The organism is Streptomyces sp. NPDC048424, from assembly GCF_040651555.1.
In the GTDB taxonomy this organism is placed as follows: domain Bacteria; phylum Actinomycetota; class Actinomycetes; order Streptomycetales; family Streptomycetaceae; genus Streptomyces.
Window position 1 is genome coordinate 43,444 of the sequence record NZ_JBEZKE010000008.1, and the last position, 23,896, is coordinate 67,339.

The following is a 23,896-nucleotide window of genomic DNA, read 5'->3' on the forward strand; positions in this document are numbered from 1 at the left end:
CTCCTTCGCGAGCGTGTCTCCATGGACCCGGTGGGGGCCGAGGGCGCGAAGGGTGCGGGAACGGGCGGACCGCCGGGTCACGTACGTCCGGGTACGCGACGGGGAGGTTCCGCCTGAAAGCACGCCGACCCGCCCACGAGGTCACCGGGAAACCGGGCGCGATCGTTCGCACTCGGGCAACGGGCAGGTCTTCGGACTCGTGGGCACGCCGGCCACTCGGGCAGGCACCTACTGGCCGTCGCTTCCCAGACCCGTCCGGGTCCAGTGCGTATGACGGCGGTCGTTCCCACTTACCGCTGCGGGGCAGTCCCGGATTCCCACCGGGTTCCCTCTTACGACGCATCCCGCCTGGCGGACGGGGGCGAACCAGCTGCGAGGTCCACACTAGGCCGCCGAACTAAAGAATGGGCAGAGCGTTCCAGATATCGGACGTCGAAACGAGATCATCCGCTCGTGAACGCCGGGTAGTGATTCCGCAGCTCGGAGCTGTCCACCCGGCTCCGAAAGCGGGGAAGGGTGAGACATCGAAGCGTCCGATTTCCGCACGCGCCGATTTCCGCACCCGAGGAGTTCCGTGATCGAGCACGAGGTACGCGTCCATCCCAGCGCCGACCGTCTCCCGCGCGAGGAACAGCTTGCCTGGAAGCTCGCCGAGACGGCCACCGGTACCGAGCGGGCCCCCGCCCTCGATCGCCGGGCTGCCGACATGGCGGTCAACCGGATCGTGGACAACGCCTCCGTGGCCGTGGCGTCCCTCCTGCGCCGCCCCGTCGCGGTGGCCCGGGCCCAGGCCGCACCCCACCGGGCGGCGCCCGGAGGTTCCGTCTTCGGCCTGCCGCCGCAGGTGCGGGTCTCCCCCGAGTGGGCGGCCTGGGCCAACGGCACGGCCGTGCGCGAGCTGGACTTCCACGACACCTTCCTGGCCGCCGACTACTCCCACCCGGGCGACAACATCCCGCCGCTGCTGGCCGTCGCCCAGCACGCCGGCCGCTCGGGCGCCGACCTGCTGCGCGGGATCATCGCCGCCTACGAGGTGCACGTCGCCCTGGTCCGGGGCATCTGCCTGCACGAGCACCGCATCGACCACGTGGCCCACCTCGGCGCCGCCACCGCCGGCGGGCTCGGCGCCCTGCTGGACCTCGACACCGCGACCGTCTACCAGGCGGTCCAGCAGGCCGTGCACACCACGACCGCGACGCGGCAGTCCCGTAAGGGCGAGATCTCCAGCTGGAAGGCGTACGCCCCCGCCTTCGCCGGCAAAACCGCGATCGAGGCCGTCGACCGGGCGATGCGCGGGGAGGGCTCCCCCTCCCCCGTCTACGAGGGCGAGGACGGTTTCCTCGCCTGGATGCTGAACGGCCCGCAGGCCTCCTACCGCGTCTCGCTGCCCGCCCCGGGGGAGCCCCGGCGGGCGATCCTCGACACTTACACGAAGGAGTACTCCGCCGAGTACCAAGCCCAGGCGATCATCGACCTGGCCCGTCGGATGCGGGAGAAGACCGGCCCGACCTCCGGGATCCGCGAGGTCGTCCTCCACACCAGCCACCACACCCACCACGTGATCGGCTCGGGCTCGGGCGACCCGCAGAAGTACGACCCCACCGCCGGCCGCGAGACCCTCGACCACTCCGTCCCGTACATCCTGGCCGTCGCGCTGGAGGACGGCGCCTGGCACCACGAGCGCTCCTACGCCCCCGAGCGAGCGCGGCGTCCGGAGACCATCGGTCTCTGGCGGAAGATCTCCACCGTCGAGGACCCCGAGTGGACACGCCGCTACCACCACCCCGATCCCGAGCGCCGGGCCTTCGGCGGCCGCCTGGTCGTCACCCTCGACGACGGCAGCGTCATCGAGGACGAACTCGGCGTCGCGGACGCCCACCCCGCCGGCGCCCGGCCCTTCGACCGGGCCGCCTACACCGGCAAGTTCCGCACCCTGACCGAGGGCATCGTCACGGCCGACGCCCAGGACCGTTTCCTTGACGCGGCCGGCCGGCTCGCGGAACTGGACACCGCCGGGCTCGCCGCCCTGTTCCCCGCGGTCGACGCGGGCCGGACCGCCGCGTACGACGCAGCCCTCCCGAAGGGACTGTTCTGATGCTGCACACCCACACCACCGCGGCCGCCCGGCGCCGGGGCTTGCGCGAACAGCTCGCCTCGGGCCGGCTGTTGCGCATGCCCGGCGCGGTGAACCCGTACTCGGCACGCCTGATCCAGGACGCCGGATTCGACGGGGTGTACCTCTCCGGGGCGGTGCTCGCCGCGGACCTGGGGCTGCCCGACATCGGTCTGACGACCTCGACCGAGGTCGCGGCCCGCGCCCAGCAGGTCACCCGGACCACCGACCTGCCCGCCCTCGTCGACGCCGACACGGGCTTCGGGGAGCCGTTGAACGCCGCCCGGACGGTCCAGCTCATGGAGGACGCGGGTCTGGCCGGCCTCCACCTGGAGGACCAGGTCAACCCCAAGCGCTGCGGCCACCTCGACGGGAAGGCCCTGGTCCCGCGGGAGGCGATGGTGCGGCGGGTGCGCGCGGCGGTCGAGGCCCGCAGGGACGACGGCTTCCTGCTGATGGCCCGTACCGACGCCCGCGCGGTGGAGGGGCTGAAAGCGTCGATCGACCGCGCCAAGGCATACGTCGACGCGGGTGCGGACGCGGTCTTTCCCGAAGCCCTGGCCGACGAGGCCGAGTTCGAGGCGTTCCGCACGGCCGTGGACGTGCCGCTGCTGGCCAATATGACCGAGTTCGGCAAGGGACGGCTGTTGTCCGCGCGCACGCTCGAGGACCTCGGGTACAACATCGTGATCTATCCCGTCACCCTCTTCCGCCTGGCCATGGGTGCGATCGAGGACGGCCTGCGCACGATCGCCGAGGAGGGAACGCAGGAATCGCTTCTTCCCCGGATGCAGACCCGTTCCCGGCTCTACGAGGTGCTCGGGTACGACGCGTACTCGGCCTTCGACGGGAACGTCTTCGACTTCACCCTGCCTCCCGGCACCTGATCCCACCGGAGTGCGAACTCCTGGCGGGCCTGCCCCCGCCCCGGGCGGGTGTGACACCCGGGGGTCACCTGGGGCGGGGCCTCAGCGGAGCCGCCGGGCCGGCGAGGGGCGTTTCGGCACCCAGGGGACGGGCGGCTCCGGCTCGTACGGCGTGGATGACCGCATCGTGCAGGTCGCGGCTTGCCACCTCGCTGGCGCACGGGACGGGGCTTCCCGCAAGCGGGAGCCAGTCGGACGCCCCGGCGTACTGCACCGTGACGTATGCGAGGCCTTCGTCCTCGGTCCAGGTGGTGTGGATGTCGAGCTCACCGGTGAGGACGAGGCCGCTCTCGCCGGACGCGCCGGTTTCGCCGCTCTCGCCGGTCTCGACCCCGCTGCGCCCGGTGAAGATCCCGCGTGTGGTCCATGACGCCCAGCTCATCCCGCCTCCCTACCGCACTCGTCTTCCTGCCAGTGTGACCCGATCGGCCGCCGCGCGCCGCCTGCGGGGCCGGTACGTTCCGGGAACGGTGCGGCGGGAGCATGGCGTGAGCCGGATACGTGCAGGTCCGGGACGACCGCGCGGGGCCGGTTCCGGGCGGGGCCGTTTGGATCCGGCGATCTTGATCAGACGAGGAGGGAATGCACCGGGTCAGCCATCCCCGGCACTGCTCAGGCCGTGCCTGCCGGGTGGCGAGGAGTGAGAGGGGGGCCGTATGTCGGCATCGGGAGGGCGTCGGCGCGATGGGGTCGTCCGCGTTCCGTCGATGGGGCGCGACGTCGTGTTGGCGGTGGGGCTGGTGGGGATCTGCATCGGCGGGGCGGCCGTCTTCGTCAAGGCGGCCGTGGAGACGGGCGGCGGCGTACCGGTGCTGCCCATCGCCACCGTGCTCCTCCTGGCCGCCGGAGTGGCGCTGGCGCGGTGGAGCATCGTTCCGGGCCCGTACGGCTCCACCCTGCGCCGATCGGTTCCGCCCGGCCCGATGGGCCTGGACGCGCCGCCACCCTGCGCTCCGTCGGCGGCCGAGCCGGAGGCCGTCGGCCTGCCCGAGGTCGACTCCAACGCCCTGGACCACACGGCGGTGGACGCCGACGGCTTCGAGCACACGGTCGCCGCGCTGTGCGCTCGGGACGGCTGCCCGCAGGTAGAAGTGGTGGGCGGAGCAGGGGACTTGGGAGCCGATGTGATCGCCACGACGGCGGACGGACTGCGCGTGGTCATCCAGTGCAAGCACTACGGTGAGGGCAACCGGGTGGGTTCCCAGGACCTCCAGCGCTTCGGCGGCACCTGTTTCGCCGTCCATGAGGCCGATGTGGCCATCGTCGTGACCACCAGCGACTTCACCGCTCCCGCTACGGAGTACGCCGCGGCCTGCGACATCGTCTGCGTGGACGGGGACGGCCTGGCCGCGTGGACGGAGTCGCTGACGCCGCCGCCCTGGGACGCTCCCGCCACGGCGGCGCGGGCGGAGGGATGACGGATCCCGCGGACTCCCCCGGCGTGAGGGTGTGGCCGAAGGCGCTGGTCAGCGGGGTGGCGTCGGCCTGATCCGCGAGCGGACGGGAGCCGGCGTGGTTGACCACCCCGTGCCCGTCGGCACTGATGACGAGCTGCGAAAAACGTGTTGGACGGGATGGCTGGGCGATGCCACAGTCTGGCTGTGACCATGATCAAAGGTTATTCCGAAGCTGTTCCGTTGGCCGACGGCCTCGCCCTGCGTGAGGCGAGGCCCGCAGATCTTGACCAGATCGGCGCGCTCCTGTCCGAGCGCGGTGAGCCGGACGACGCCATCGACCACCGGCTGGTCGTCACCGACCCCGACGCGGGCTTGTCCGCCTGCGCCGTGGTGGTGGACGGTGACCGGGTCGTGTCCACCGCGACGCTCCTCGACGAGGAGGTGCGTATCGGAGACGTCCGCCTGCCCGCCGGCCAGGTGGAACTGGTCGCCACCGACAGCGCGTACGAGGGGCGCGGGCTCGTAAGGGCCCTCATGCACTGGGCTCACGAGCGTTCTGCCGCCCGTGGCCACCTCGTCCAGGCGATGATCGGAATCCCGTACTTCTACCGGCTGTTCGGCTACGAGTACGCCATCGACATACCGCAGGCGCTGAACGTGAAGGCCTTGCCGCCGCAGGCCTTGCCGCCCGGCGATGGAACGGCCGCGCTCCGTGCCGCCCGGCCCTGCGACATCCCGTCCATGGCTGCCCTGCAAGCCTCGGCCCAGAGCGGGTTCGATGTGACCATGCCGCACTCGGAGGCGTGCTGGCGATGGCTCCTGGAGCACGAGTCGAGCAACCTCTGGGTTCTCGAGCGTGCCGACACGGTCATTGCCACCGCGCGCACCACGCCTCCGGGTGAGGAGATGCTCCTGGCGGAGGCCGCGGCACGCGACGAGGCGGCGGCACGGGACCTCCTGAGCGGCGTCGCCGCCCTGTCGCCCGACGACCCGATTCGGATCGTCCATCGGGCGGGCACCGTGACAGGCAACGCGTGGCAGGAGTTCATCGAGCACGAACCGCAGCGGAATGCAGAGCAGTACTACATCCGCATCCCGGATGTCGCAGCGCTGCTCGACAGGCTGCGTCCGCTGTTCTGGCAGCGCCTCACCACGGCCGGGATCGACCGCACCGGCCGAGACATCGTCCTCTCCACCTTCGGCGCCCACTACCGGATTCCGGTACTCGCCAACGGGCTCGGTGAGGTCGTCACCGGCGGCGCGATGCAGTCGCCGGGAGCTTCGGGAGGCGCCGGGCTGGCGCCCGACCATCTGGCCGCCCTGCTCTTCGGCCCGCACGGAATCGAGGGGCTGACCCGGATCCGCCCCGACGTCTACGCCGCGGACGAGGAGCTGTTCCAGGTGCTTTTCCCGCCCCTCACAGGCGACGTACTCAGCTACTACCTCCCGTACTGAGGGCTGTCCTTCAATGGCGAACCGGCGGCGACTGTGAAAATCGCTGTCGGCTCACCGGAGCACGGTGATAGACATCCGGCGTGGAAAAGAATCTTGAGTTCCCTGACCTGCTGCGACTGATCGATGAAGGGTCGACCGCCTTCCGCGCCGAGGTCGCCGCCGCGCCCAGTCTCGACGCACAGGTGCCGAGCTGCCCCGGGTGGACGCTGTTCAATCTGGTGAAGCACCTGGGCGGGGGAGACCGTTTCTGGGCCGCCATCGTCGGCGCGGGGCCTGCCGACGCTCCCCCGGCCGAGGCCACCGCTGCGCGCGCCGCTCTGGAAGTGCCGCGGGAGCGTGAGGCATTGCTGGCCTGGCTGGCCGCGTCGACGCAGCTTCTGCTGAGCGCCCTGCGCGAGGCGGGACCGGACGCCGGCTGCTGGGCGTGGTGGAGTGCCCTGCAGACGCCGCGGACCTCTGGCGGAGTCGCCCGGCACCGGGCCCAGGAGAGCGCGGTGCACACCTACGACGTACAGCTCGCCGCGGGCGCCCCGCAGCCACTGCCGGCCGAGGTCGCACTCGACGGTGTCGAGGAGTTCCTGTTCACCTGCGTCGCGACGCCCAGCGCCTGGCCGCACAAGCCCACAACCTTCGACTTCCACGCCGCCGAGGGCCGCTCCTGGCGCCTCACGGTCGACGGCGACGGCGCACGCTCCACCCGCGTCCCCGCGCCCACCGCCGCGACCGACGAGGACTGGGACGCAGCCGGCGCCTCCGTCCATGGCACGGCCAGTGAGTTGGTCCTCTACTTGTACGACCGCATCCCGCACGAATCCTTGCACGTTGACGGAGACGCAGGGCTGCTCGACCTGCTCCGCGCCTGGGAGCCGGAGCAGTAGGACGTAGCGGGCAACCGCCGACCGGCTCGCTCTCCGTATCGAGCGAGCCGGCGGTTCCGCGTCGCGCCCCTGGCCGCGCTCCTGGTCCCACGAACAAGCCAGATCGTCGCTGGTGCTTCCGCGGTTTAGGCGGCGCCCGTCTTGTCGTTGATCTGGAAGGTGATGACGTCGACTTCGTCGGTTCCCACCAGATCCGGGTAGTGGCCCTTGAGGGCTTCCCGGAGTTCGGTTGCGGTCGTCAGCCCCTCGGCTTGGGCGTCCTGGTTGGTGAGGTCGCTGACCAGGCAGTGCCTGACGCCGGTCACCTCTGCCGGCAGGACGACTTCGGGGTCGCTTTCGAACACCAGCCGTGCCGGCCCGAGCTGGGCAGGGTCCCGGAAGCGGGTGGTCTTGGTCTTGGCGCCAGAGCGGACGTCTTCAAGGTAGCGGGGGTTGAACCGGATGATCGGGGGACCGGCCGTCTCGGGGTCTTGGTAGAGCGAGGGGTCGAGACCGTTCATGCCCGCCTCCGGGGTCCATCGCTGGGTCAGCGGCATCAGGTCGGCGGCGAGAACGGACCTGGGCCCTGCGGGGGTGGGAACGATGACGCGCATGGTGGGGTAGTAGTCCACGAAGACCTGCCTGTCGCGCCCACACGGGCCGATGACGCCGCGCCCGTGGTTTCCCACGGCAACGATGCAGCGCATCTGGCGGGCGCCCTGGGCTCGTGCGGCTCCCAGAGCCACGAGTTCGGCGCAGGGTCCGCCGGTGAAGTGGTAGAGGTTCACGCCGGCGAACATCCGGTAGTCGGCGGCCATGACCGCGGCGCCCATCGTGTGGATCCCGTCTTCGTCGGGCCCGGCGTCCGTATGCGCGTCTATCGTGCGGCGTGCCAGCTCCACGAGCTCACGCTCGTCATCATCGAGAGCTCGTGCGGATGACGGGACGTACACGTTTTCAGCCTTCCCTTTCGTCAGCAGTCACCAAGATCATTCCACGCCATGCAGGTGGGCTCCACGGGATTTCAGCTTGCCCTGACCGGGCCCCTCTGGTGGTCCCGTGGGCAGGGACGGAGCGGCCCGGCTGAGGCTGGTCGTGGTCACGGACGACGATCCCGGGGCGCTGCTCTGCCGTGGCTGTGGTGCCCATTGATGCCGACGGTGAAGACGGCGGCGGTGTTCTCGGTGTTCTGCACGCCGGTGTGCCGTTCGCGGCACGGGCGGCGGATCCGACGGGCAGGCGCGAGGGCCCCGACGGTACAAGGTGGCACGGCTGCCACCTGCTGATGAGACTCCTTCAAAACGGCTGTGGCGGATCATCCGCCGTCTCGTCGAGGAGTTCGCGGCACGGCACGAACCCGTCGACCACCACCCGCCGGGCGGTGGTCGACGGCATCACCGACCGGGAACGCGAGGTCCTGACCCTCGTCGGCCGCAGGCTGTCCAACACCGAGATGCGACGGGCCACCCCACCTCAGCCGGAGGCGAGTACGGAGTCGTCGAGCGTGCCCGTGCCCGGCAGGTGGTGGCGGGCGGCGATCAGGGCGGCGTGCACGTCCGTCGTGCCGGTGGCCACGCACAGGGCCCGCTCGACAGCCTCGATCTCCTTGCGCACGGGCGAGGCGCCTTCCCCGGCATCGAGTACGGACAGCGCCCAGTAGCGGTCGACGAGGCCGGGGAGCACAGCCGGGTGAGCCATCAGCATGGGTGGGTTCCTTTCGCCGGCGGATCGATCAAGTGGCCGTCGCCTACCCTGCCGATCACCGTCCAACCCCGATCACCGTCACCGTCACCGTCACCGGGATGTCAGGCGCGGGGCGGGCGCGTTGCGGTGTCCAGGTAGAAGGAGTCGATGCTCTGGACGGCCTGCTCGAACTCCTCCAGGTTGACCGGCTTCGTCACGTACGCGTTGGCGTGGCTGGTGTACGCGCCGGCGACGTCGTCGGGCGCGGAGGACGTGGTGAGGACGACGACGGGGATGGTCCGCAACTCGGCGTCGTTCTTCAGGATGCGCAGCAGGTCGCGGCCGTTCATGCGGGGCATGTTCAGGTCGAGCACGATGAGGTCGGGGCGCGGGCTGTCGGGGTTGCGCAGGTGCTCCAGGGCGGCGACGCCGTCGGTGGCCTGGACGAGGTTGCGGGCCCCGCGCTCGGAGAGTGCCTCCTCGATGAGCATGGCGTCGGCAATGTCGTCTTCCACGAGCAGGACATCGAACGGGCGGGCGGGGGCGTTCATCGTCAGTTGCTCCGTGGGTACTTCGTCGGTGTGGTTGAAGAGCCCCGGCCAGCGGCGGCGGGCGCCCTGGCGGGTCATGCCGCATGCGCGGCCGATCTGGGGGTATCCGGCTCCGGCGCGCGCGGCATCCGCGGCCGCCGCGCGTTGCAGCCGTTCTGCGGCCTCTTGGAGGTGGTCCAGTAGGTGCAGGCGTGCCAGGGCCTGCGCGCGGTCGTCCGCTGCCGGGTTGAAGAGGTCCCTCTGGAGGTAGAGGGCCAGGCGCCGGGCGAGATCGGCGACAGCGGCGTCGGCGACAGCAGCTGTCTCCTTCGGGGTGGTCCGCAGGTGGAAGTTCTTCCCTGGCATACCCCGCACCTTAGGCCCCCGACCCGATGAGCGACAACAATTGTTGTCCGATGCCCTCTACAGTGTGCGCTGGCCTCTGTTCAAGGTGGCCGTCTCGGAAGGGGATTCAGAGGATGACCGGCATGACGAGGCCGCCGCGTGCGCCGAGGTTCTCCGCGTGGACGACGCGGCGGTGGCTCCGCGTCGGGGTCGCCGCGTCGCTGGTGGTGCTGGCCGTGCTCGGTGTCACCGGGGCGTGGGTGCTGGGGCGTACGGCGACGATCAGCGACGAGCTCGTGGACGTGCGGTCCCCCGCACTGTCCACCTCGTTCCGCCTGGAATCGGCCCTCCTCAACCAGGAGACCGGTATCCGCGGCTACGGCCTCACCGGAACCCAGGAGTTCCTGGAGCCCTACCAGCGGGGGCTCACGGACGAGAGGACGTACACCGCGCAGCTCGCGCAGCTCCTGGAGGGCGACACCCGTGCGCTCGGCGACCTGAAGGCCGTTCAGGGCGCGCTCTCCACGTGGCAGGAGAGGATCGCCCGCCCCGTGGCCGCCTCACCACCCGGGGCGCCCGCGTCCCTGGCCACCGAACGCGCCGCCGAGGCCAAGGCGGAGTTCGACGCCGTGCGTCAGGCCATGCGCGACCAGCAGGAACGGTTGCGCGCGGAGCGGGCCCGGACACGAGCCGACCTCGCCGCCACGATGAAGCTGCGGACGTGGGTGTTTGCGGCGATCTCAGCCGTGATCGCCCTCCTGGCCGGCCTGGTGTTCGAAGGACTGCGCCGCGGCATCAACCGGCCGCTGGAGCAGCTGGCGACGGACGCCCGCACCGTCGCCGGCGGTGACTTCGACCACCCCATCTCCTCGGCCGGTCCTGCCGATCTGCGGCGTCTGAGCAGCGAGATCGACTTCATGCGCCGTCGGCTGGTACGCGAGCTGGCCTTCAGCGAGGAGGCCCGGCGGCGCCTGGACGCACAGACCGCCGACCTGCAGCGGTCCAACGCCGAGCTGGAGCAGTTCGCGTACGTGGCCTCCCATGACCTGCAGGAGCCGCTGCGCAAGGTCTCCAGCTTCACGCAGCTCCTCCAGCGGCGCTACGGAGGGCAACTCGACGCCAAGGCGGACCAGTACATCGGCATCGCGGTCGACGGTGCCAACCGCATGCAGACCCTCATCAACGACCTTCTCGACTTCTCCCGGGTGGGCCGTGTCCACCACGCTCCCGAGAAGATCGACCTGGACGCGGTCATGGAACGGGCCTTGTCCGCGCTGAGCGTCGGCATCGAGGAGTCGGGCGCGTCGATCACGCACGATCCGCTCCCGGCCCTGGTCGCCGATCCCACCCAGATGGGCATGCTCTGGCAGAACCTGATCGGCAACGCGGTCAAGTTCCGCCGTCCGGACCTGGCACCGGAGATCCGTGTCACGGCGGCCCGGGAAGGGGAGTCGTGGCGGTTCACGGTGACCGACAACGGCATCGGCATCGCTCCCGAGTACGCCGACAAGGTATTCGTGATCTTCCAGCGGCTCCATACCAAGGACGTCTATCCCGGAAGCGGAATCGGCCTGGCGATGTGCAAGAAGATCGTCGAGTTCCACGGCGGCACCATCGCCGTCGACCCGGAGTACCGGGACGGGACGCGCATCAGCTTCACCCTCGCGGCCGAACCCGCCCCGGCCCTGTCCCCGTCCACCCTCGCGGAAGCGACCCGGGCCACCGCGGAGCCGGCGCCATGACCGCAACCCTCCCCCACGTCAGCGACCTTGCCGCGAACGAACCGGTCTACCGCGTCCTCCTCATCGAGGACGACGCCGCCGACGCCCTGCTCGTCGAGGAGCTCCTCCACGACACCGAGCTGCGCTTCGAGCTCACCACGAGCACCTCGCTGGCCGAAGCCCGCTCAGCACTCGCATCCCACGCCGTCGACTGCATCCTCCTCGACCTGCACCTGCCCGACGTGTCGGGCACCGATGCGGTCACCACCGTCCGCGCCATGGCCCCGCACACCGCGGTGATCGTCCTGACCGGCCTGTCCGAGAAGCAGGCGGGCTCCGAGGCGATGGCCGCCGGCGCCCAGGACTACCTCGTCAAGGGCAAGGTCGAGGCCGACCTGCTGCGCCGCACGGTCCGCTACGCCGTCTACCGGAGCCACACCGAGCGCGCGGCGGCCGAAGCCCAGTCGGCCCGCCAGCGTGCGGAGGAGAACGCCCGTCTGGAACGCGGACTGCTACCGCAGCCCCTCCTCGACACCTCCACCGTCACGGTGACCACCCGCTACCTGCCCGGCGCCGAACAAGCCCTGCTCGGAGGCGACTTCCTCGACGTCGTCGAGGGTGACGACGGGCTGCTGCACGCCGTCGTCGGTGACGTCAGCGGACACGGTCCCGACGCCGCCGCCCTCGGCGTCTGCCTGCGCATCGCCTGGCGCTCGCTCGTCCTGGCCGGACACCACGGCACGGAACTGCTGCACCTCATGGAACGCCTGCTGGTGGCCGAGCGCGGCACCCAGCCCCTGTTCGCGACCTGCACGCTCCTCACGCTCGACCAGAAGACGTCCACGGCCACCCTCTACCTGGCGGGCCACCACGAACCCCTGCTCACCACCGCGGAGGAGACTCTGGAGGTGCCGGCCGAGCACGGCATCGCGCTCGGGATAGTCCCCGGCCACCGCGACTGGCCCGCCACGGTCATCCCGCTCCCGGACGCCGGAGCGCTCACGATCTACACCGACGGCCTCACCGAGGGGCACAACGGTGACGCCGGCGGCCGGCTCGGCATCGAGGGGCTCCTGCCCCTGATCCACACCACACCGTCCGCGGACCCCGCAGCGCACCTGGACAGCCTCATCCGCCAGACCAGAGCGCTCAACGCCGGAAGACACACCGACGACCTGGCCGTACTCCGCCTGGGCTGGGGCTTCCGCTAGGGGTGGGATCCTGGGTTCAACGGGAAGCCCCGCCCCGGACTGCTCCCGCGCCGACTGCCCGTATGACGGAAGTCTTACGGGCACGCGTGGGAGCCCCTCGGGGATTCCGCGCTGCGTAACGTCCCGGGCATGCGCGTACTCGTCACCGGAGGAGCCGGTTTCATCGGCTCCCACATCGTCACCGCCCTCAGTGACCGCCGGCACGACCACGTGGTCCTCGACGCCCTGCTGCCCGCCGCCCACCCCGGCACGCCACCCCTGCCCGACGCGGAGTTCGTACGGGCCGACGTACGGGACGCCGACGCCGTACGGGCCGCGCTGCGCGGGTTCCACGCCGTGTCATCAAGCGGCCGTGGTCAGACTCGGCAAGGACTTCGCGGACGCCCCCGAGTACGTCGGCCGCAACGACCTCGGGACGGCCGTACTGCTGGCGCAGATGGCGGCCGCCGGGGTTCGGGAAGTCGTCCTCGCCGGGTCGATGGTGGTCTACGGGGAGGGCCGCTACGCGTGCCCGCGTCACGGGGTGGTGCGCCCCGGCCCCAGGCCGGCGGCGGACCTGGCGGCCGGCCGGTTCGAGCCGCGCTGTCCCGAGTGCGGGGCCGAGCTCGCGCCGTGTCTGGTCGGTGAGGACGCGCCGACCGATCCGCGCAACGTGTACGCCACCACCAAGCTCACGCAGGAGCACCTGGCGGCGGGCTGGGCGCGGTGCAGGGAAGGCCGGGCGGTCTCGCTGCGCTACCACAACGTGTACGGGCCGAGGATGCCGCGCGACACCTCGTACGCGGGTGTCGCCTCCTTCTTCCGCTCCTCACTCGCCCGGGGCGAGGCACCGCGCGTCTTCGAAGACGGCGCGCAGCGCCGCGACTTCGTGCACGTCGCGGACGTGGCCTCGGCCAACGCCGTGGCACTGGAGGCGGTCGGCAGCGCGTCGGCCGGCACGCTGACCGCGTACAACACCGGCAGCGGGGAACCGCCCACCGTCGGGGAGATGGCCACCGCGCCCGGCGGGTCGGCACCGGTGGTGACAGGGGAGTTCCGCCTCGGCGACGTACGGCACATCACCGCCGACTCCACCCGGCTGCGCGAGGCTACCCGCTCCAGATGGTCGTACGGGCGGCCGACGCGGGCTGGCGGGTGGCCGAGAGGGACATCCCGTACCTGCCCCGCTCGGGAAAGTCCAAGGTCACCGGGACCTGGCGGTACGCCGTCCGCGACATGCGCCGGGTCCTGACCGAGCCACCCGGCACCCGACCCGCACCGGCCGAGGGGATCGCCCCATGAACACCCTCCTCGTCATTGCCAAGGCACCCGTCGCGGGCCGCGTGAAAACCCGTCTGACCACGGTGTTCACCCCGCAGCAGGCAGCCGACCTGGCCTTGGCCTCGCTCCGGGACACCCTCGCGGCGGTCCTGGCCACGCCGGCCGGGCGCCGTGTGCTGGTCCTCGACAGCCGTCCGGGGCCTTGGATCCGGACGGCATCGAGGTCGTCCCGCAGGGTACGGGCGGCCTGGACGTCGGGCTGGCCGCCGCCTTCGCCCTGGCCGCAGGACCGGCCCGGCTGATCGGCATGGACACCCCGCAGGTCACCCCCGGCCTGCTCGCGCTCGGGCTCGACTTCTCCGAGGCGGACGCCTGGTTCGGGCCCGCCGACGACGGAGGGTTCTGGGCGCTGGGCCTGTCCGACCCCGACCCGGCCGCGCTGCACCGGCTGCGGCTCCCTGTGGACGGAGGCCGGTGTGATCGAGGCCTGAACACGGCTGCGCCCCACCCCTCGAAGCGGCCGGGGAGGTGGGGCGCAGCAGCCTGCGGAGGGTCAGGACACGTCGGCCCGGAACGACTTCCCGATCAGCCCGTCGGTGTACGTCACCGACTTCGGCGTGAACGACCCCTTCCCGGTGATCACGCCGGTGACGTTCTCGCCCGGGGCGAGCTCGACCGTGGCGATCTGGTTCTCGTCGGCCCCCAGTTCGGCCACGTGCTTGGTGCCATTCGAGTCGGTGATCGCGAAGTACAGCGGGTTGACGTTGATCGGCTTCGACGAGTTGTTCGTGACCGTCACCGACACGCTCGTGTAGTCGCTGCCCTGCGCGATGATGCTCTTCTCGAACTCCGTCTTCTTCGCCGCCACCACGACGCCGGTCTTCTTCTCCGGCTCAGCCGACGACGGCTTGGTCTCCGGGGCCTTCGACGGCGCAGACGACGCGGCAGCCGGCGGCGCGGCAGGCTCCTTCGACGTCTTGTCCTTGCTGCTGTCGCCGAGGAGCGCGCCGAGGATGGCGAGGAGCACGAAGAGGCCGACGATGCCGAGGCAGCCGAAGCCGATGATCTTCCCCGTGTTGGACTTCTTCGGCTGCGGCGGGGGCGGGTAGCCGTATCCGGGCTGCGGCTGGCCAGGCGGCGGGAACTGCTGCGACATGGAACCCCCAGGGGACTGGTGCGAATGCGGTCACCGTATTGCTGGAGGGGCCACATGGTGCGGCAGTAGCCGAACCGTGACAATCGAAGATTCAACCACCTGGATACACCCCGCCCGGCCGCGCCTACGATCACGGTCATGAACGAGATTCCGACGCGCACCGGCACGCTCCCCGCCCGGCACAGACGCGACCGTTGGATCCTCGGCGGCATCACCGTCGGCGTCATCATTGCCGTCGGCTCGTTCATGGCCGGACGCGCATCCGTCGACTCGCCGGACTGCGCAGGAGCGAAGAGGGTGGCGGCAGAGAGCAGACGGGCCATCCTGGAAGCGGCACAGAAGGACACCCCTGCGGACAAGTCCCGGGGCAGAGAGCCCCTCCAGCACTACGGCTACGTAGTGCTGGAGAATCCCAACTGCTCCTCCTCCAGCGAGCGCGACGATCCGCAGGCTGGCCTCGACGCGCTCAACAGCGGCAAGTAGGCCCGATTCCTGGTCGCTACACGCTCACCCTTTCGACGGGAGGGTGATGTTGCCGGTGTAGGTCTTGATGGAAGTCACGCACGTCCAACGCACGCTTGGCGATCCGGTTGCTCAGCCGCCCTCGACAGCCGCACCTCGGGCCCACTGCTCCGCCACACGATCGGCAACCAGCTCCCCGACCCTTCAAGCCTGCCGGGTCATCCATGCGCCGAGCTTCAACACCTTTGGCGCAGCTCGCCGCGCGTTCCCGGCTGACCTCCCGCAGCGTGGTCTAGGGGCTGCAGTCCCGCCTCACAGGTGCAGCTCCTGCAAGGACGGACCCAAATGGAACAATCCACCATGAAGACCATTGCAATTTCGACAGCTGGAACTGTCGTTGGTGGACTCATACTTGCGGCCATTTTGGGGCTTTTTGAGGGTGGCGGCGAACCGAAGCAAGAACCGACCAATACCTCCTCGACGGCACTGCCAAACCCGCCGACCACACTCCTCTCGCAGCCTCCATCTCCATCTCCATCTCCATCTCCATCTCCACCCCCGCCTCCGCCTCCGCCTCCACCCACAACGGAGGGCACTCCCTCCACTCCGGCCGTACACGCATGGTGGGAGGTTAGAGGTTGCCGCATGAATCGAGATTATGGGCACCCTCAACTGACCGGGACCGTTTACGTCAAAAACAAAGATCCCCTCAACGAGCACACATATAAACTGCTAGTCACCTTCGGTGATGACGAAAACCGGATTGCCACCAACCTCATCTACGTTGACTTCGTAAAACCCCTGGAGACGGGAGAGAACCAAATCATCGAAGATAATCCATCAGCAGGAGCAAAAAGCGTGCCAAACGGCCCCATCTCATGCAGGGTCGCAGAAATTAGCGACTACGACACCGGTGGAGCCGTGAAGCCTTAGCAGCCGACAGGACATCCACCCCAAACAGGCAACGCACCTTCCATCGCGAGCTGCCGTCAGTACCGAGCCGCGCATGGGTGTCACGGGCATGAGCAACGAACTCGCTACCGCCTCAGAGGCTGACTCAGTCCAGCACGCCGAGCGCCGTGTCCGGCCGGCAGCGCGTGCACGCCTCGACTCTCTCGACGAGCGCCCGGCGGACGGCGTCCGGTCCGCAGGCAGGCAGCGGGATCGAGTTCGTCGACGCGCCGTACAGAGCGCCCCGGCACGTCGTCGACGGCGCGGCGAACACTCTCGGATTCCACGGGCAACGCCTCTCGCCCGGCAGACCGTGAGGCTCACGGGCCGACCGGACCGCGTTGGAGAGCCTGCTCTCCGCGCTCGCCAGCCTCGGCCTGATCTTGAACAACGCCACCACCGACCAGCACGGACGCCTGCCGAGCGATCAGAATCTGATCGCCTGGACTGGCGATCCGAACGACGCCGGGCACGTCACAGCGCAGTCGTCCGCAGGCGGCGCGGGCCGGATCACGCTGGTGCAAATCCCCATCCGCGAGCAGATTCGGCTACCTCGGCGGCTGCGTGCAGGAGGAGGGCTACGTCCTCGGCGCGAGGTTCGGCCATCAGGCGGCGCTGAGCAGTCTCGCGTACGGCGCCGCGGCGGCCCTGGTCCTCGTGATGAGCTGGGTCCGGCGGGGGCCTGGGCCCCTCGCCGGTGAGGCTCGGGTGAGGGCAGGCGCCGGCAGCCGGGGACGGCGGCTTCGGAGTTCAGAGAACGCGAACTCGGCGCCCGCGGGGGCGCGGCTTCAGGCGCGGAGCCTGGCCGCCACCAGGGCGTCCTTGACCTCCTGCACCACACGGGCCGCGTCCTCGGCGTTGTTCACCACGTCGGTGTGGTTCATGTCGATGATGAGGACCTCGCTGGCCGAGTAGTGCTTGTGCACCCAGTCGTCGTAGCCGGACCACAGCGTCCGGTAGTACTCGACGAGGCTCTCGTCCTGCTCGAAATCACGGCCCCGCAGCCCGATGCGGTGCAGCACCGTCTCGAAGTCCGCCTTGAGGTAGACCATGAGATCGGGTGCCTTGCGGTAGGGCAGGCCGTCGATCTCGCGCATCATCTCGCTCAGCAGCCCGTCGTACACCTGCATCTCGAGGGAGCTGATCCGGCCCAGGTCGTGGTTGACCTTGGCGAAGTACCAGTCCTCGTAGATCGACCGGTCCAGGACGTTGTCGCCCTGCTTGTACGCCTCCTTGATCGAGGCGAACCGGGTCTGCAGGAAGTAGAGCTGGAGCAGGAAGGGGTAGCGCTTCGCCTGGATCTCCTCGGGGCTCGCCGTGTAGAACAGCGGAAGGATCGGGTTGTCTGCCACGCTCTCGTAGAAGACTTCGCTGCCCAGCTCCTTGGCGAGCAGTTCGGCGACGCTCGTCTTGCCGATCCCGATCATGCCTCCGACGCAGATCACTGACATACCTCACTTCTCCCTGGGTTTCTTCTGATCGCGGGCGGGTGGACTGGACACCCCACACCACTGAGACGCGTGCCAGCGGTCATTGGATTCCCAAAGATCTTCATGCAGTTGCCACGCACGGCGACGAGTCACCGCCCCGCAACCGCCTTGAAGTTTAGACGACGCATCGCCCCACCCCGGGCCGAGCGCCGGTACCCGCCTCGCCCGCTCCACGGCGCCGTCGTCCCCGGCCGGCGGCGGTGATCGGCCTGCTCACGATTCAGGACGCGCTGATGCCGTCGCAGGCGATCGGCAGGTGGCGGGGGCCGCGCAGGACCGCGTTCTGCCGGTACGGCGGCGGGTCCTCCAGCAGTCGCGGGTTCTCCAGCCGGCGGGCCAGTTCGCTCAGTGCCAGCTGGGCCTCCAGGCGTGCCAGCGGGGCGCCGAAGCAGCTGTGGATGCCGCTGCCGAGGCCGAGGTGCTGGATGTCCTTGCGGTCGGGGTCGAAGCGGTCCGGGTTCTCGAAGCGCTTCGGGTCACGGTTGCCGGCCGCCAGGATCAGAGAAACCGTGGCGCCCTTGGGGATCTTCACCCCGGCCACCTCGATGTCGTCGAGGGTGCTGCGCCGGGGCAGCAGCTGCACGGGCGGTTCGTACCGCAGGAGTTCCTCGACGATCGGCACGGACAGCTGCGGGTCCTCGCGGAGCCGTTGGAGGACGTCCGGGTGGCGCAGCAGGGTCAGCATGCCGTTCGTGATCAGGTTGACCGTGGTCTCGTGGCCCGCGATCAGCAGCAGCGCCGCGGTGCTGATGGCCTCCAGCGTGCTCATGGACCCGTCCGGTTCCTCGGTGGCGGCCGCCAGCTGGGACAGCATGTCCTCGCCCGGGTTCTTGCGGCGCTCCTCGATCAGCCCGGCCAGGTACATGCCGAGCTCTATCTGCGCGTCGGTCGCGCCCTTGGGCTTGTCGGCGGGGTCGGCGTCCGGATCGGGGTCCAGGCCGGCGGCGATGGCGTCGGCCCAGCCGTGGAAGCGGGGCTCGTCCTCGTGCGGCACGCCCAGCAGCCGGCAGATCACCGTCACCGGGAAGGGGTAGGAGAACTGGTCGACGAGGTCGATCCGGTCCAGCGAGTCCGCACCGGCGATGCCGTCGATGAGGCCGGTGACGATGCCGTCGAGCTCGCCGCGCATGTCGTGGATCTTGTGCGGGGAGTGCGGCGGCCCGAAGGGCCGGTTCGTGATGCGGCGCAGCCGGTCGTGGTCCGGCGGATCGAGCTTGAGGAAGACCGGCGGCAGGGCCGAGTCGTCGCCTTCGTCCTGTGCCAGCGGGTCGCTCGTCGGATCCGCCAGATTGCGCGGATCGGAGCTGATGCGCGGGTCGTGCAGCAGGCTCTGGATCTCGTAGTAGGTGCTGACGACGTACGGCCCGTCCTCGTCGTGGAACACGGGCGTCCTGCGCAGCTCCTCGTACAACGGGTACGGATCGGCGCGGCTGGAGTAGTCGATGATCTGCCGGAGCATGGCTCGACTCATGGCGTGTCCTCGTGCGGCTCGCGGGATCGGGGCATGGGAGGCCACCCGGACCAGCGCCTCCGCGCCCGGCTTTCCCCAGCATGCACGCGGGCCCCGGGGATCGCCTGCCGGGCGACGAAGCCGCAGGTCACGCCCCCGTCGGCCCCTGCCGCACTCTTTCCGCGCACCCGGTGCCGCGGGCCGGGTGCGTGGCATCCTGTGGGCATGACGTCCGAGGTCACGGCCGCGGCGTGGGCGGCGCGACAGGTCGCCCGGGTCCGCGACGACCCCGCCGGGCGGACGGCCTTGATGGAGCGCTGCTATTCCGGCCCGTTCGGCAAGGCGCCCCAGCACCTGCCGTTCCGCCGGGCCGCGCTGTCGTTCATGGGCTGGCAGGTGCGGCGGGGCGTGCTGCGGCCGACGTCGGGCGACCGACCCGGCAGTCCGTGGTGGCGTGCGGTGAACGAACGCATCCTCCGGGACGGCTGCGAGGCGGTGGCCCTCAGCGGCGGACTTCCCGGACCGGCCTCCTCGGGTACGGCCGATCTCTGGCTGTCCTTCGCCGAGCACCCCACCGCCCGGGCCTGGTACCGGGCGCACAACGGGAGCGTGGTCGCCGCCTACCTCGAGAACCGCGCCCTCGCCGAGGCGGAGAACGAGAGCGAGCGGTTCTTCATGAACGTCGTCCTCTGCCGCGTGCTCTACGCCCACACCCTCGTCGCGGCGCCCCGGATCTCACTCGGCCCGCTGCGTCCGCTCGCCCCGTTCCTGGGTGATCCGAGGCTGGGCATGACCGGGATCTTCCTGCAGCTGTCGCGCGTGCTCCCCGACGAGTACCCGCTCCGCGGCACGGTCCAGTCCCACCTCGACCGGGAGATCGGGTTCGGCCGCCTCCTCGATTACGGGGTGATCGTTCCGCGGCTGCAACAGCTCTACGAGTGGTCGGCGCACGAGCTCTCGGCGCCGGGCCTGCTGGGCTGCGTCCGCGAGGGAGCCCCGATCTACGCCTGGCCGTTCGACGACCGGCGTGTCTGGCAGCCTCCCCGCTCGGTCGTCATCCGGATGGTCCATCGGACGCTCCCGCCCGCGCGACTCGCCCCGCCCGTTCCGTAGCCACAGCGGCACGCCGCGCGGAACCCGCCTCGGCCACACCGTCGGGCCGGGCGCAGGCGGCCGGGCGCAGGCGGCCGGCCGCCGCTCAGAGCAGCGCCTCCAACCTGATGGGCAGGTCCGTCAGGCGCTTGCCGGTTGCGTTGAACACCGCGTTCCCGATGGCCGCCGGGACTCCCACTGCGGTGATCTCCCCCAGCCCCTTGACCCCGATGGGATCCGCCAGGGGGTCCTCGGTGTCGATGAACGCGGCGTCCAGTTCGGGCACGGCGGCGTTGACCGGGACCAGGTAGTCGGCCAGGCCCGCGTTGACGATCCGGCCGTCGCAGGCGGTGGCCTCCACGCCGGGCAGGCCGGTGCGGCGCAGGATTTCGCGGCAGCTGTCGGCTGCGCCGCTCTCCCCGGAGCGGAGCCGGCCCTCGCGGACCGCCACCTTGGCGGGATCGGCCCGGTACAGGGGCGAGGCGGGGTCCGCCACCGCCATGCCGATGAACTTGTTCCGCAGGGCCGTGCACGAGGTGTGGGCGGCGGACCCCACGCTCGCCATGGTGGTGGCACCGGCGTGCGGCGGAGCGGCCGGGTAGGCCGAGTCCCCCAGCCGGAAGGTGACCTGCCGCGCGGGCAGGCCGAGCGCGTCCGCGGCGACCTGCATGACGGAGGTCGTCGTGCCCGGCAGCGAGGCCCTGTCGTCTTCCCGAACGGGGCTGGTGGACCTGCTGCCGGGCTCAGTCGCCGGCAGGGGCGGGCGAGATCTGCTGCATGAGGCCGATGATGTCCGGAGCGACCCACTCCTCGGCGATCTTGTCGCCTTCCATGCGGTAGACCTCGACGCTCCGGAAGCTCACCTGCCGGCCCGTCGCCTCGAACTGCTGGAACGCGCCCAAGTGGGTTCCCCGGAACCGGAGCAGCGCCGTGACCTTGTCGTCGACGCCGAAGACGTCCTGGACCTCGATCTTCAGGTCGGGGAAGGCTCCCAGCATGGCTTGGGCGCCCAGCCGCCAGACCTCGCGGCCGCGCAGGGGTTCGGGGCTGCCGGGGAGGTTGGCGATGAAGTCCTCGGTCAGCATCGCCTGGGCCGCGTCGAGTCCGCCGCCCTCCAAGGCTTGGAAGGCCGTGCGCAGCAGGGCCATGTTCTTCTCGGCGGTGGTGGTCATCTCGCTGTCCTCTCAGGGGGACCGCCCGTGAGCTCTGTGATCGCTTCGGGCCGGGTGCCACTCAGTACAAACGGTGACGCTGCGGCAAGGTCAAGCCGATCACCACGGCCGCGCCGTGCATCGACCCTTGCCACAGGGCAGCATGGAGGAATGCCAGATCTGCGGTGGGATGACGTCAGGAACTTCTTCGACCCTGACCTGATGGGTGCTCTGCCGGACGTCTCCGTCGCCGACACCACGGTCGAGGCCTGGCAAGCGGTGTTCGAGCTGATCCGGTCGAGCGGATGGACGTGGGAGTACTCCGAGGGCGGCATTGCCGGGCCGCTGCCGTCGGCGGTGGACGTGTTCGCGCGACCGGCCGACGCCGAGACGGTCGAACTGCGGGTCTGGCCGGTCCCGGAGGTGTTGGCGATCTTCCGGCCCGGCTCGGCCGACGAGATCGACTTCGATGTCGACCTTCGGGAGTTGCAGGGCCAGGGAGGCGTGGATGTCCTGTGCGGCTTCCTGGTTGCGATCGGGCGCCGGCTGGGCAAGCCCGTGCTGATGACCGCGGAGGGCGACTGGGGGAACCCGGTGCTCGGGTTCGATCCGGCGGCGGACCGCGTGGTGCTGATGGCAGATCCCCTCGGGGTTCAACTGTCGTCAGCCGCAGGCGGGGATTCGTAGAGGGTGCCGTTACGGAGCACACAGTCTGGCCGTCGAGAGCCGTGAGGCTCCTCGACGAGACGCTCGGGGATCGGGGAGGGTCGGGCGGGCGGCCTGCCGTGGCCGCGCCGGCCCGCCCCCGCGTACGTGAGCGGGGACCCCGCGCGCGCCCGCGACCAGTGCCGCCGGCTCTGCGTAATGGTCGGCCGGGATCAGCCGGTGCAGGTGATGGAGAAAGGGACCGGATTGGAGATGGTGCGGGTGGGGCTCTGGAGTTCCACGGCCATTCCGGTGGTCAGGTTGCCGGCCTTCGCGTAGGTGGTCAGCCGCACGGTGTCGTGCCCGGTGGGGTTGGCCTTGTCCCCGATGGACATGGTGCGCCAGTGCGGATCCACCACCGAGCCGTCGCCGGATACCCAGCGGTAGGAGATCAGGGTGGGCTCGGAGGCGGTGAAGGTCGCGGTGAACGCCGGGGCCTGGCTCTCGGGGGTCGGGCACCTGCCGGTGTAGGTGGTGTTCGCGCCCGCCACCGACATCCGTACGCCGCCCGCACCGGGCGTGGGGTCCTCATCGTTGCCGCTGAGGGCGTAGACCGCCCCGGCGGCGATCAGTACGCAGGCGGCCGCGCCGGCCGCGACGAAGGCCACCGTACGGCGCTTGCGGGGCGGGGCGGCGGGCGCTGCGGCTGCCGGGTGCGCGGGGGACGCGTACGCCGGTGACGCGTGCGTCGCCGCCGCCGCGGGCTCCGCGGTTGCGGTGGCGGTGGTGTCCGCCGCCGCCGGGGCCGGTGCCGGCGTGGCGACCGGTGCCGCTGCCGTCGTGGGTTCGGCGGGAGCCGAGGATTGCGCGGGAGCCGGCAGGACGCGGGCGGCGGCCGTGGTGGCGTCCGGTTCGTGGGCGATGCCCCGCAGGGCCTCGGCGGCTTCGGCGGCGGGGGTCCGCTCGGCCGGCTCCTTGCGGAGCAGCCCGGCGATGACCGGGGCGAGCGGGCCGGCCCGCGTCGGCACCGGCGGTTCCTCGTCCACGACGGCCCGCAGGGTGCTCAGCGCGCTGTCCTGCCGGAACGGCGAGATCCCCTCCACGGCCGCGTACAGCATCACGCCGAGGGACCACAGGTCCGACTCGGGGCCCGAAGGGCGGCCCAGCGCCCGCTCCGGCGGCAGGTACTCGGGGGAGCCGACCACCTCGCCGGTCAGGGTCAGCGCGGTACTGCCCTCGACCATCGCGATGCCGAAGTCGCTGAGCACCACGCGCCCGTCCTCCGCGATCAGCACGTTCGCAGGCTTCACATCGCGGTGCTCCACGCCGACGGCGTGCGCGGCGCGCAGCGCGCTCAGCACCTCCGCGCCGATGTGCGCGGCGTGCCGGGGTGTGAGCGGCCCCTCGGCGCGCAGCAGATCGGCCAGCGACTGCCCGCGGATCAGTTCCATGACGATCCAGGGCCTGTCGTCCTCCATGGCCACGTCGTGGACCGTCACCACGTTGCGGTCGGGTATCCGGGCCGCGGCCCACGCCTCCCGCTCCAGCCTGCTGTACATCCGCGCGATGTCGCCGGACCGCAGATGGGCCGGGGCCCGGACCTCCTTGACGGCGACCTCGCGGTGCAGGGTCTCGTCGCGGGCCCGCCACACCGTGCCCATACCGCCCTCGCCGAGCCGGGACAGCAGCCGGTAGCGGCCGGCGATCAGCCGTTCCCCGTCCGGGGCCTCCGGGACGGCCGGGGCGCTCGGGACGGCCGGCGCGGTCGCGGTCGTGGCCGTGTCCGCGGTCGTGACCGTGGCCGTGCCTGCCGTTGTCGCCGTGGTGGCGGCCGTGACTGCCGTGGTGGCCGCGAGCGTGCTCTCCGTCACGGTCTCGGATTCCTCGTTGTGCATGGGGGCGGTTCTCCTCTGATCGCCTACCGACGCCAACATCACGTACGGACCGCGTCATCCGGTTCAACGAAGTGGCCGAAAATTTTCGAAAATGGTTGAACCGAAC

The 23,896-nt window shown here is 70.7% G+C and carries 21 protein-coding genes, 3 pseudogenes and 1 riboswitch; of the genes and pseudogenes, 14 read left to right on the forward strand and 10 right to left on the reverse strand.

Annotated features, from left to right (window positions below; all coding sequences use genetic code 11):
- Nucleotides 1–164: 164 nt before the first annotated feature.
- A riboswitch (cobalamin riboswitch) is annotated at nucleotides 165–386 on the reverse strand.
- A gap of 188 nt (nucleotides 387–574) precedes the next feature.
- Together AB0D29_RS13875 and prpB are read left to right on the forward strand one after the other, a co-directional pair.
- The gene (locus AB0D29_RS13875) at nucleotides 575–2,095 is read left to right on the forward strand and encodes an MmgE/PrpD family protein (RefSeq protein ID WP_362854096.1); all 1,521 of its coding nucleotides are present in this window, start codon (nucleotides 575–577) and stop codon (nucleotides 2,093–2,095) included.
- Complete coding sequence (gene prpB / locus AB0D29_RS13880; protein ID WP_362854097.1) at nucleotides 2,095–3,000, forward strand: methylisocitrate lyase; 906 nt, start codon at nucleotides 2,095–2,097, stop codon at nucleotides 2,998–3,000. Before AB0D29_RS13875 ends, prpB begins: the two co-directional genes overlap by 1 nt.
- 64 nt (nucleotides 3,001–3,064) lie before the next feature.
- On the opposite strand, the gene AB0D29_RS13885 is transcribed toward prpB, so the two are convergent.
- Entirely contained in the window at nucleotides 3,065–3,421 is a 357-nt protein-coding gene (locus AB0D29_RS13885; protein WP_362854098.1) for a hypothetical protein, read from the reverse strand.
- 325 nt (nucleotides 3,422–3,746) lie between these two features.
- On the opposite strand from AB0D29_RS13885, the gene AB0D29_RS13890 reads away from it, so the two are divergent.
- The 3 genes from AB0D29_RS13890 (at nucleotide 3,747) to AB0D29_RS13900 (ending at nucleotide 6,769) form a co-directional block, all read left to right on the forward strand.
- Complete coding sequence (locus tag AB0D29_RS13890) at nucleotides 3,747–4,457, forward strand: restriction endonuclease (protein WP_362854099.1); 711 nt, start codon at nucleotides 3,747–3,749, stop codon at nucleotides 4,455–4,457.
- Between the two features lie 144 nt (nucleotides 4,458–4,601).
- On the forward strand, nucleotides 4,602–5,891 hold the full coding sequence (locus AB0D29_RS13895) for a GNAT family N-acetyltransferase (protein WP_362854100.1): 1,290 nt from the start codon (nucleotides 4,602–4,604) through the stop codon (nucleotides 5,889–5,891).
- Nucleotides 5,892–5,971: 80 nt separating this feature from the next.
- Entirely contained in the window at nucleotides 5,972–6,769 is a 798-nt protein-coding gene (locus AB0D29_RS13900; RefSeq protein ID WP_362854101.1) for a maleylpyruvate isomerase family mycothiol-dependent enzyme, read from the forward strand.
- 125 nt (nucleotides 6,770–6,894) lie between these two features.
- Here the strand turns inward: AB0D29_RS13900 and AB0D29_RS13905 are convergent, their stop codons facing one another.
- The 3 genes from AB0D29_RS13905 to AB0D29_RS13915 all read right to left on the reverse strand — a co-directional run bounded on the left by AB0D29_RS13905 (nucleotide 6,895) and on the right by AB0D29_RS13915 (nucleotide 9,327).
- Nucleotides 6,895–7,650 (reverse strand): ASCH domain-containing protein, encoded by a 756-nt coding sequence (locus AB0D29_RS13905; RefSeq protein ID WP_362854103.1) that lies wholly within the window; start codon nucleotides 7,648–7,650, stop codon nucleotides 6,895–6,897.
- A 571-nt stretch (nucleotides 7,651–8,221) separates the two neighbouring features.
- Nucleotides 8,222–8,452 carry a DUF5133 domain-containing protein gene (locus AB0D29_RS13910; RefSeq protein ID WP_362854104.1) on the reverse strand — a complete coding sequence of 77 codons (231 nt, stop codon included), beginning with the start codon at nucleotides 8,450–8,452 and terminating at the stop codon, nucleotides 8,222–8,224.
- Nucleotides 8,453–8,553: 101 nt separating this feature from the next.
- The gene (locus tag AB0D29_RS13915; RefSeq protein WP_362854105.1) at nucleotides 8,554–9,327 is read right to left on the reverse strand and encodes a response regulator; all 774 of its coding nucleotides are present in this window, start codon (nucleotides 9,325–9,327) and stop codon (nucleotides 8,554–8,556) included.
- A 122-nt stretch (nucleotides 9,328–9,449) separates the two neighbouring features.
- Here AB0D29_RS13915 and AB0D29_RS13920 point away from each other — a divergent pair, with 122 nt between their 5' ends.
- The 5 genes and pseudogenes from AB0D29_RS13920 to AB0D29_RS13940 all read left to right on the forward strand — a co-directional run.
- Nucleotides 9,450–11,048, forward strand: a complete 1,599-nt coding sequence (locus tag AB0D29_RS13920; protein ID WP_362854106.1) for an ATP-binding protein — start codon at nucleotides 9,450–9,452, stop codon at nucleotides 11,046–11,048.
- A complete protein-coding gene (locus AB0D29_RS13925) occupies nucleotides 11,045–12,238 on the forward strand; it encodes a fused response regulator/phosphatase (RefSeq protein ID WP_362854108.1) in 1,194 nt (397 codons plus the stop codon). The genes AB0D29_RS13920 and AB0D29_RS13925 overlap by 4 nt, the downstream gene beginning before the upstream one ends.
- A 129-nt stretch (nucleotides 12,239–12,367) precedes the next feature.
- A pseudogene (locus AB0D29_RS13930) lies at nucleotides 12,368–13,325 on the forward strand (NAD-dependent epimerase/dehydratase family protein); the annotation flags it as partial.
- Nucleotides 13,325–13,519 (forward strand): annotated as a pseudogene (locus AB0D29_RS13935) (glycosyltransferase); the annotation flags it as partial. The pseudogenes AB0D29_RS13930 and AB0D29_RS13935, both read left to right, overlap by 1 nt.
- Nucleotides 13,516–13,934: pseudogene (locus AB0D29_RS13940) on the forward strand (DUF2064 domain-containing protein); the annotation flags it as partial. The pseudogenes AB0D29_RS13935 and AB0D29_RS13940, both read left to right, overlap by 4 nt.
- A gap of 117 nt (nucleotides 13,935–14,051) precedes the next feature.
- On the opposite strand, the gene AB0D29_RS13945 reads toward AB0D29_RS13940, so the two are convergent.
- Nucleotides 14,052–14,654 (reverse strand): DUF4352 domain-containing protein, encoded by a 603-nt coding sequence (locus AB0D29_RS13945; protein ID WP_362854109.1) that lies wholly within the window; start codon nucleotides 14,652–14,654, stop codon nucleotides 14,052–14,054.
- 138 nt (nucleotides 14,655–14,792) lie between these two features.
- On the opposite strand from AB0D29_RS13945, the gene AB0D29_RS13950 reads away from it, so the two are divergent.
- Both AB0D29_RS13950 and AB0D29_RS13955 read left to right on the forward strand, forming a co-directional pair.
- A complete protein-coding gene (locus AB0D29_RS13950) occupies nucleotides 14,793–15,137 on the forward strand; it encodes a hypothetical protein (protein WP_362854110.1) in 345 nt (114 codons plus the stop codon).
- Nucleotides 15,138–15,476: 339 nt separating this feature from the next.
- Nucleotides 15,477–16,049, forward strand: coding sequence for a hypothetical protein (locus AB0D29_RS13955; protein ID WP_362854112.1), 573 nt, complete (start codon nucleotides 15,477–15,479; stop codon nucleotides 16,047–16,049).
- 806 nt (nucleotides 16,050–16,855) lie between these two features.
- On the opposite strand, the gene AB0D29_RS13960 is transcribed toward AB0D29_RS13955, so the two are convergent.
- Together AB0D29_RS13960 and AB0D29_RS13965 are read right to left on the reverse strand one after the other, a co-directional pair.
- Nucleotides 16,856–17,518: a deoxynucleoside kinase gene (locus AB0D29_RS13960; RefSeq protein ID WP_362854113.1), complete on the reverse strand. Its 663-nt coding sequence runs from the start codon at nucleotides 17,516–17,518 to the stop codon at nucleotides 16,856–16,858.
- 259 nt (nucleotides 17,519–17,777) lie between these two features.
- A complete protein-coding gene (locus AB0D29_RS13965) occupies nucleotides 17,778–19,028 on the reverse strand; it encodes a cytochrome P450 (RefSeq protein WP_362854115.1) in 1,251 nt (416 codons plus the stop codon).
- Nucleotides 19,029–19,232: 204 nt separating this feature from the next.
- Between AB0D29_RS13965 and AB0D29_RS13970 the strand changes: the two genes are divergently transcribed.
- Entirely contained in the window at nucleotides 19,233–20,120 is an 888-nt protein-coding gene (locus AB0D29_RS13970; RefSeq protein ID WP_362854116.1) for a hypothetical protein, read from the forward strand.
- A gap of 85 nt (nucleotides 20,121–20,205) precedes the next feature.
- Here the strand turns inward: AB0D29_RS13970 and AB0D29_RS13975 are convergent, their stop codons facing one another.
- Complete coding sequence (locus AB0D29_RS13975; RefSeq protein ID WP_362854402.1) at nucleotides 20,206–20,856, reverse strand: molybdopterin cofactor-binding domain-containing protein; 651 nt, start codon at nucleotides 20,854–20,856, stop codon at nucleotides 20,206–20,208.
- Nucleotides 20,843–21,271 carry an ester cyclase gene (locus tag AB0D29_RS13980; RefSeq protein WP_362854118.1) on the reverse strand — a complete coding sequence of 143 codons (429 nt, stop codon included), beginning with the start codon at nucleotides 21,269–21,271 and terminating at the stop codon, nucleotides 20,843–20,845. The genes AB0D29_RS13975 and AB0D29_RS13980 overlap by 14 nt, the downstream gene beginning before the upstream one ends.
- A gap of 150 nt (nucleotides 21,272–21,421) precedes the next feature.
- Here AB0D29_RS13980 and AB0D29_RS13985 point away from each other — a divergent pair, with 150 nt between their 5' ends.
- On the forward strand, nucleotides 21,422–21,937 hold the full coding sequence (locus AB0D29_RS13985) for a hypothetical protein (RefSeq protein WP_362854120.1): 516 nt from the start codon (nucleotides 21,422–21,424) through the stop codon (nucleotides 21,935–21,937).
- A 191-nt stretch (nucleotides 21,938–22,128) separates the two neighbouring features.
- Here the strand turns inward: AB0D29_RS13985 and AB0D29_RS13990 are convergent, their stop codons facing one another.
- Nucleotides 22,129–23,790, reverse strand: coding sequence for a serine/threonine-protein kinase (locus tag AB0D29_RS13990; protein ID WP_362854122.1), 1,662 nt, complete (start codon nucleotides 23,788–23,790; stop codon nucleotides 22,129–22,131).
- Between the last annotated feature and the right edge of the window lie 106 nt (nucleotides 23,791–23,896).

Excerpts from the sequence above, each read along its gene's own strand:
- prpB (WP_362854097.1), top strand. The coding sequence starts at position 2,095 with ATGCTGCACACCCACACCACCGCGGCCGCCCGGCGCCGGGGCTTGCGC.
- AB0D29_RS13885 (WP_362854098.1), bottom strand. The coding sequence starts at position 3,421 with ATGAGCTGGGCGTCATGGACCACACGCGGGATCTTCACCGGGCGCAGC.
- AB0D29_RS13890 (WP_362854099.1), top strand. The coding sequence starts at position 3,747 with ATGGGGCGCGACGTCGTGTTGGCGGTGGGGCTGGTGGGGATCTGCATC.
- AB0D29_RS13910 (WP_362854104.1), bottom strand. The coding sequence starts at position 8,452 with ATGCTGATGGCTCACCCGGCTGTGCTCCCCGGCCTCGTCGACCGCTAC.
- AB0D29_RS13915 (WP_362854105.1), bottom strand. The coding sequence starts at position 9,327 with ATGCCAGGGAAGAACTTCCACCTGCGGACCACCCCGAAGGAGACAGCT.
- AB0D29_RS13920 (WP_362854106.1), top strand. The coding sequence starts at position 9,450 with ATGACGAGGCCGCCGCGTGCGCCGAGGTTCTCCGCGTGGACGACGCGG.
- AB0D29_RS13925 (WP_362854108.1), top strand. The coding sequence starts at position 11,045 with ATGACCGCAACCCTCCCCCACGTCAGCGACCTTGCCGCGAACGAACCG.
- AB0D29_RS13945 (WP_362854109.1), bottom strand. The coding sequence starts at position 14,654 with ATGTCGCAGCAGTTCCCGCCGCCTGGCCAGCCGCAGCCCGGATACGGC.
- AB0D29_RS13950 (WP_362854110.1), top strand. The coding sequence starts at position 14,793 with ATGAACGAGATTCCGACGCGCACCGGCACGCTCCCCGCCCGGCACAGA.
- AB0D29_RS13955 (WP_362854112.1), top strand. The coding sequence starts at position 15,477 with ATGAAGACCATTGCAATTTCGACAGCTGGAACTGTCGTTGGTGGACTC.
- AB0D29_RS13960 (WP_362854113.1), bottom strand. The coding sequence starts at position 17,518 with ATGTCAGTGATCTGCGTCGGAGGCATGATCGGGATCGGCAAGACGAGC.
- AB0D29_RS13965 (WP_362854115.1), bottom strand. The coding sequence starts at position 19,028 with ATGAGTCGAGCCATGCTCCGGCAGATCATCGACTACTCCAGCCGCGCC.
- AB0D29_RS13970 (WP_362854116.1), top strand. The coding sequence starts at position 19,233 with ATGACGTCCGAGGTCACGGCCGCGGCGTGGGCGGCGCGACAGGTCGCC.
- AB0D29_RS13980 (WP_362854118.1), bottom strand. The coding sequence starts at position 21,271 with ATGACCACCACCGCCGAGAAGAACATGGCCCTGCTGCGCACGGCCTTC.
- AB0D29_RS13985 (WP_362854120.1), top strand. The coding sequence starts at position 21,422 with ATGCCAGATCTGCGGTGGGATGACGTCAGGAACTTCTTCGACCCTGAC.
- AB0D29_RS13990 (WP_362854122.1), bottom strand. The coding sequence starts at position 23,790 with ATGCACAACGAGGAATCCGAGACCGTGACGGAGAGCACGCTCGCGGCC.